The organism is Planococcus maitriensis (assembly GCF_003289925.1).
Lineage (GTDB): Bacteria > Bacillota > Bacilli > Bacillales_A > Planococcaceae > Planococcus > Planococcus maitriensis.
The window spans coordinates 343,939-350,188 of the sequence record NZ_QLZQ01000003.1; the positions used below are offsets into that span (position 1 = coordinate 343,939).

Here is a 6,250-nt window from a genome sequence, read left to right on the forward strand (position 1 = left end):
AGAGATGAATATTCAAGTTAATTTGACAGAAAATGACAATAAATTAAAAGGCGATATTCACGGGGAAATCGATGCGCATACAGCACCGGTACTCCGTGAGAAATTGGAAGCGTACCAGGAGCAGGAAGGCTTGAATGCCGAACTGGATTTATCCGGTGTGGATTACATGGATAGTACAGGCTTGGGCGTTTTTGTCGCGTTCTATAAATCAATCAACGCAAAAGGCGGCCATTTGAAACTGACGGGGCTTTCAAGCCGTTTGAAGCGCCTTTTCGATATCACTGGCCTAGGCGATATCATGGATATTGAAGCAGCAGTCGGGAAGGGTGGGAATTAATCATGCGTCCTTTCGATTATGTAGAGATGCGCGTTCCGGCGAAATCCCAATACGTAGGCGTAGCCCGCCTGACGATTTCAGGCCTTGCAAGCCGTATCGGGTTTTCGTTCGATGATATCGAAGATTTGAAGATCGCTTCGAGTGAAGCGGTGACAAACGCTGTACAGCACGCCTATTCCGAAGGCGAAGAAGGCGAAGTAGTCATCGGCTGTGCATTATATGAAGATAAAATTGAAATCATGGTTGCCGACCACGGCCAAAGCTTCAACTTTGAGGAAACCAAGGCAAAGGTAGGCCCTTATCACGATCAGGAAGAGGGAGCGTTCCTGCGCGAAGGAGGTCTCGGCCTGTATTTGATCGAAACGCTTATGGATGAAGTGAAAGTGCATCATCAGGAAGGCGTTACTGTCTTTATGACCAAGCATGTTGAAGGAGAGCGGGTGGAAGAGGATGTCGAAACAATCTCATCCTAATCAGCCAACGAAAGAACAGGTACTGGAATGGATTGAAGCTTATCAGAAAACAGAGGACGAGGAAGCCCAGACAAACCTTGTCCTTAATTACCGCCGTTTAGTGGAATCGATTGCCCGCAAGTATTCAAACGGGAAATCCTACCACGAAGACATTGCACAAGTGGGCATGCTTGGCTTGCTCGGTGCAATCCGGCGTTACGATCCATCTTATGGCCGCAGCTTCGAAGCTTTCGCGGTGCCGACCATCATCGGTGAAATCAAGCGCTTTTTGCGTGATAAAACATGGGCGATCCATGTCCCGCGCCGCATAAAAGAGCTGGGGCCGCGCATCAAAGCGACGGTTGAAGTGCTGACGACAGAGCTCCAGCGTTCTCCGCAAGTCTGGGAGATCGCTGAATATCTGGACGTTGACGAAGACGATGTTTTGGAAGCGATGGAGATGGGCAAAAGCTATCAAGCACTTTCCATGGACCATTCACTCGAGGCGGATTCGGACGGCAGTACGGTTACATTGTTCGATGTAGTCGGCCAAGAAGACGACGGATATGAAAAAGCGGATCAGCGCATGCTCGTAGCGGAAGCGATGAATGTCCTTTCCGATCGGGAAAAGCAGATCATCCAATACACCTACATAGAGCAGCTGAGCCAGAAAGAAGCGGGCGACCGTCTGGGGATTTCCCAGATGCACGTTTCGCGCCTTCAACGAAAAGCCATCAAAAAGCTTCAGGAAGCGATTTTGGCTGCTGGCGGGGTTTCCTAGTGGAAGAAATTCGACACGAAAATGTGGAAGCCTATGCCTACAACGCGGCAAAAAAAGGGAATTACGAATCCGGCGACAGCTATTTCACTGTATTGACGGATGATTACTTTATTTGCTCCGTAGCCGATGGTTTGGGAAGTGGCCCTGTAGCGCGTGAATCGTCGCAGGTCATCCCACAAATTTTGAAAGAATATCATCATGAGACAATCGATCAATTGATGAACCGCTTCAATGGTTTAATGATGCAAAAACGCGGCGCGGCAGTCGCTATCTTTAAAGTCGATTTCAAGAAACGCACCTTGGAATACAGTTGTGTAGGGAATATCCGTTTCTATCTTTATAGAAGAGAAACCGATGAAGTGATTTATCCGCTGCCAGTCATGGGTTACCTTTCAGGAAGGCCCCAAAAGCTGAAAACCCAGCTTTATACGTACTTGGAAAATGACTTGTTCCTGATTCACTCAGATGGCGTGGATTTGCGCAATCCAAAAGCGATGATGAGAAAAGCGGGATCACCTAGACGGCTATACGAAGATATTCTTGCATCGATTCAAACTGGCGACGATGCCACCTTAATCTCAGGAAGCCTCCTTCATTAAGAGGAGGCTTCTTTTTTATGCGAAAAATGGCAAGGAAGAGGCTTGTGTCTCCGACTTTCGATAGGCATGTTAAAATAAAGCAGTAGAAAGGAAGTGCATGGAATGGATACTCAGCAATTGCACACATTGATCGCCAAAGAAGCCGGCGTTAAACCAAACCAGGCAAAGCAAGTCATTGAGTTGCTTGAAGATGGGAATACGGTGCCATTTATTGCCCGTTACCGAAAAGAAGCGACCGGTTCATTGGATGAAGTCCAAATCAAAGCAGTGGAAGATCGATATACATATATCCAGAATTTGGAACAGAGAAAAATGGATGTCCTACGTTCTATTGAAGAACAAGAACAATTGACCCCTGAACTTGAAAAAGCCATCAAAGGAGCCGCTGTACTGCAAAGAGTGGAAGATTTGTATCGCCCTTATAAACAGAAGCGGCGCACGAAAGCGATCATCGCAAAAGAAAAAGGCCTCCAAAAACTGGCGGATTGGCTTTTGAAACCAGGAAAAGAGCCGCTGAAAACTGTTGCAGAATGTTACATCAACGCTGATAAAGGTGTTAAAACAGCGGAAGAAGCGATTGCAGGGGCACAAGATATTTTAGCTGAGCTTTTTGCGGACGATCCTGAGATCCGCGAGAAAGCCCGCCGGATGACCCGTGACAGCGGCATGCTGGAGACAGCTGCCAAAAAAGGGCATGAAGACGAGAAGCAAATCTTTCAAATGTATTATGAATACAGCGAAGCTATCAAAAAAATTGTTCCACACCGTATTTTAGCCATTAATCGCGGTGAAAAAGAGGGCGTGTTGAAAGTAGCTGTCACGCCCCCGATAGACCGAATCATCCGTTCGATGAAAGATAAGTGGATGAAAACAGGAAACCCTGCCGCGAAAGAAGTAGAAGCGGCCATTGAGGACAGTTACAAGCGCCTCATCCAACCATCCATCGAACGTGAAATTCGCACGGAACTAAGTGAAAAAGGCGAAACACAGGCCATTCATATCTTTTCGGAAAACCTTCGCAATCTTTTATTGCAGCCTCCGATGAAAGATAAAATGGTGCTTGGCATTGACCCGGCGTACCGCACGGGCTGTAAATTAGCAGTAATAGATGCGACAGGGAAATTATTGGAAGTAGCGGTCATCTATCCGCATCCCCCAAAATCCGATCAACAAGGCGCAAAGAAAACCTTACAGCGTTTAACAAACACCTACCCTATTGAAATCATGGCAATCGGAAATGGCACAGCATCACGCGAGACCGAACAATTCGTTGCGGACTTCCTTGGCGAAACTGCAACGAAAGCGTCTTACGTCATCGTCAATGAAGCGGGAGCCAGTGTGTACTCGGCATCTGACGTGGCCCGTGCAGAGTTTCCGGACTTGCAAGTCGAAGAACGCAGTGCAGCTTCCATCGCCCGCCGACTTCAAGATCCACTTTCTGAACTCGTGAAAATCGACCCGAAAGCTGTAGGCGTTGGACAATACCAGCATGATGTCTCCCAGAAAAAGCTGGCAGACCAATTGACCTTTGTTGTCGAGACTGCGGTCAACCAGGTCGGCGTGAATGTTAACTCTGCTTCAGCTTCTCTTCTTCAATACGTTGCCGGCCTTAGCAAGACTGTCGCCCAGAACATTATTAAAGTGAGAGACGAGAATGGCCGTTTTACTTCCCGCGTCCAATTAAAGAAAATCCCTCGCCTCGGTGCCAAGACTTATGAACAAGCAATTGGATTCCTTCGCATAACAGAAGGAAAGAATCCGCTAGACGCCACCGGCATTCACCCAGAAAGTTATGAAGCTGCCGAAAGGATCCTCAAGCTGATCGATGCGGACAAGAAAATGATTGGCCGCCCGGAAATTATCGCGAAGCTGGAAGACTTGGATCTCGAGGTATTAAGCGTGGAATGGGGAATCGGCAGAGTGACACTCAAGGACATCGTGGATGCGTTGAAGAAACCGTTCCGCGACCCGCGCGATGAGTTCCCTCAGCCCTTGCTAAAGAGCGACGTCTTAAAGATGGAAGACTTAACTCCTGGAATGGAAGTGCAAGGAACGGTGCGCAACGTTGTCGACTTCGGAGCTTTTGTTGACATTGGTGTAAAACAGGACGGTCTTGTCCATATCTCTAAATTGAAAAAAGGATTCGTTAAACATCCGCTTGATGTCGTGGCAGTGGGGGATATCGTCACCGTTTGGGTCGACCAGGTAGAAAAACAAAAAGGCCGGATCGCCTTGACGATGCTGCCGCCAAAAGAACAACAGCCGGATCTTCAGGAGAGATAAGATGACGAACGAAGAATTGACCAAGATGATCGCAGATATTTCGCGTGACGTCTTCGGAAAGCCGTTCCGCCATCAAGGCGTCTTCAACAAACGCCTCCGGACCACAGGTGGCCGTTACTTGTTGGGGTCGCATAACATCGAAATCAATCCCGCTTCTTACGAGAAGTTCGGTGCCGATGAACTGACGGGCATCATCAAGCATGAGCTGTGCCATTACCATCTTCATCTTGAAGGGAAAGGCTACAAACATCGGGATAAAGATTTCCGTGCGCTGTTACATGAGACAGGTTCTCCGCGCTATTGTTCCCTCCTCGGAGAGAAACGCCGGAAGGCCACAGGCTTTCATCTATATGAATGCCTCGCCTGTAAAACGGAATTTCCGAGAAAGATCCGCATGAACACCGCGAAGTACAGATGCGGGCGCTGCAGCGGCAAGCTGCGGATGAAAAGAGAAAAGAGTTTATAAGAAAGGGCCGTTGAAAGAGCGGCTCTTTCTTTTTTTTCTAGCAGTCTGTAGCTAAGACTCGCAGGCGCAGGTAAACGAAAGAAAATGTTGGGAGTTTGTATTCAATAGAAGGAGAGCAAGGGTGGTGCTATAAAAGTTTAAAGATTCACCCGCCGCTCATAATCTTCGACAAAAGATCCGCGTGGATCAGCTGAATGCTCGTTGGGCTCAGGCAATTTGAAATGCAGATTGTTTAATGCAATACAGAACTCAAATTAAAATATAAAATGATGAATAAAAAGTGTTGACGATTCCTGTCTGTCTCTTTATAATAGAAAAAGTCGACAAGTACTTAAACATTATTCCGAAGTAGCTCAGTGGTAGAGCACCGCACTGTTAATGCGATGGTCGTAGGTTCGAGTCCTACCTTCGGAGCCATTTAATTGGCCCCTTGGTCAAGCGGTTAAGACACCGCCCTTTCACGGCGGTAACACGGGTTCGAATCCCGTAGGGGTCACCATACATATTATTGAATTACTTTTTCTAATATAATACTTGTGTACGGTGCAATTGAAAAATTTATTATTGTCGCGGGGTGGAGCAGTTCGGTAGCTCGTTGGGCTCATAACCCAAAGGTCGCAGGTTCAAATCCTGCCCCCGCAACCAAATGGTCCCGTGGTGTAGCGGTTAACATGCCTGCCTGTCACGCAGGAGATCGCCGGTTCGATCCCGGTCGGGACCGCCATTTTTCAATGGGGTATAGCCAAGCGGTAAGGCAACGGGTTTTGATCCCGTCATGCCCTGGTTCGAATCCAGGTACCCCAGCCAATTTTAGGGATGCTGAGACGAACTTGAACTAAAAAGAATAGTCCTTGACATTGAAGGGCTGAAGTTATATAATAGAATTTGTCTCAAAAAATATATTATTTGCGGTCGTGGCGGAATGGCAGACGCGCTAGGTTGAGGGCCTAGTGGGAGAAATCCCGTGGAAGTTCGACTCTTCTCGGCCGCACCATACATATTCAATTATTTGCGCCCGTAGCTCAATTGGATAGAGTACTTGACTACGAATCAAGCGGTTAGAGGTTCGAGTCCTCTCGGGCGCGCCATTTATCTTCTATAATATAATATGCGGGTGTAGTTTAGTGGTAAAACCTCAGCCTTCCAAGCTGATGATGAGGGTTCGATTCCCTTCACCCGCTCCATCATTATTTTGAACCTTGAAAACTGAACAGCAAAACGTCAACAATACAGCCGCGAGCGATCGCGGCAAACTTACTGATCAGCTTCGGCAGATCAAAGCGAATCGCGCGTCTTATGACGGCGATACGCCAGCAGTATTGAGCAATCAAC

At 47.6% G+C, this 6,250-nt stretch carries 6 protein-coding genes and 8 tRNA genes; all 14 read left to right on the plus strand.

The genetic code is table 11. From position 1 onward, the window contains the following. The first annotated feature begins 4 nt into the window (after window positions 1–4). The 14 genes from DP119_RS10140 (at window position 5) to DP119_RS10205 (ending at window position 6,102) form a co-directional block, all read left to right on the plus strand. Complete coding sequence (locus DP119_RS10140) at window positions 5–337, plus strand: anti-sigma factor antagonist (protein ID WP_068460429.1); 333 nt, start codon at window positions 5–7, stop codon at window positions 335–337. Between the two features lie 2 nt (window positions 338–339). Then, the gene (gene rsbW / locus DP119_RS10145; protein WP_058381770.1) at window positions 340–810 is read left to right on the plus strand and encodes an anti-sigma B factor RsbW; all 471 of its coding nucleotides are present in this window, start codon (window positions 340–342) and stop codon (window positions 808–810) included. Beyond that, window positions 788–1,570 (plus strand): RNA polymerase sigma factor SigB, encoded by a 783-nt coding sequence (sigB, locus tag DP119_RS10150; protein ID WP_058381769.1) that lies wholly within the window; start codon window positions 788–790, stop codon window positions 1,568–1,570. Before rsbW ends, sigB begins: the two co-directional genes overlap by 23 nt. Next, window positions 1,570–2,169, plus strand: a complete 600-nt coding sequence (locus DP119_RS10155; protein ID WP_068872095.1) for a PP2C family serine/threonine-protein phosphatase — start codon at window positions 1,570–1,572, stop codon at window positions 2,167–2,169. Before sigB ends, DP119_RS10155 begins: the two co-directional genes overlap by 1 nt. 102 nt (window positions 2,170–2,271) lie before the next feature. After that, the gene (locus tag DP119_RS10160; protein ID WP_112233070.1) at window positions 2,272–4,452 is read left to right on the plus strand and encodes a Tex family protein; all 2,181 of its coding nucleotides are present in this window, start codon (window positions 2,272–2,274) and stop codon (window positions 4,450–4,452) included. 1 nt (window position 4,453) lies between these two features. After that, window positions 4,454–4,918, plus strand: coding sequence for a SprT family protein (locus DP119_RS10165; RefSeq protein ID WP_112233071.1), 465 nt, complete (start codon window positions 4,454–4,456; stop codon window positions 4,916–4,918). Between the two features lie 342 nt (window positions 4,919–5,260). Next, window positions 5,261–5,335, plus strand: a tRNA-Asn gene (locus DP119_RS10170). 7 nt (window positions 5,336–5,342) lie between these two features. Then, window positions 5,343–5,417, plus strand: a tRNA-Glu gene (locus DP119_RS10175). A gap of 69 nt (window positions 5,418–5,486) precedes the next feature. Further along, window positions 5,487–5,563: transfer RNA gene (locus DP119_RS10180), tRNA-Met, on the plus strand. 3 nt (window positions 5,564–5,566) lie between these two features. Continuing rightward, window positions 5,567–5,642 (plus strand) — tRNA-Asp (locus DP119_RS10185). Window positions 5,643–5,650: 8 nt separating this feature from the next. Continuing rightward, window positions 5,651–5,725, plus strand: a tRNA-Gln gene (locus tag DP119_RS10190). 101 nt (window positions 5,726–5,826) lie between these two features. Continuing rightward, window positions 5,827–5,912 (plus strand) — tRNA-Leu (locus DP119_RS10195). Between the two features lie 17 nt (window positions 5,913–5,929). Next, window positions 5,930–6,006, plus strand: a tRNA-Arg gene (locus tag DP119_RS10200). 22 nt (window positions 6,007–6,028) lie between these two features. Next, window positions 6,029–6,102 (plus strand) — tRNA-Gly (locus tag DP119_RS10205). The last annotated feature ends 148 nt before the right edge of the window (window positions 6,103–6,250 follow it).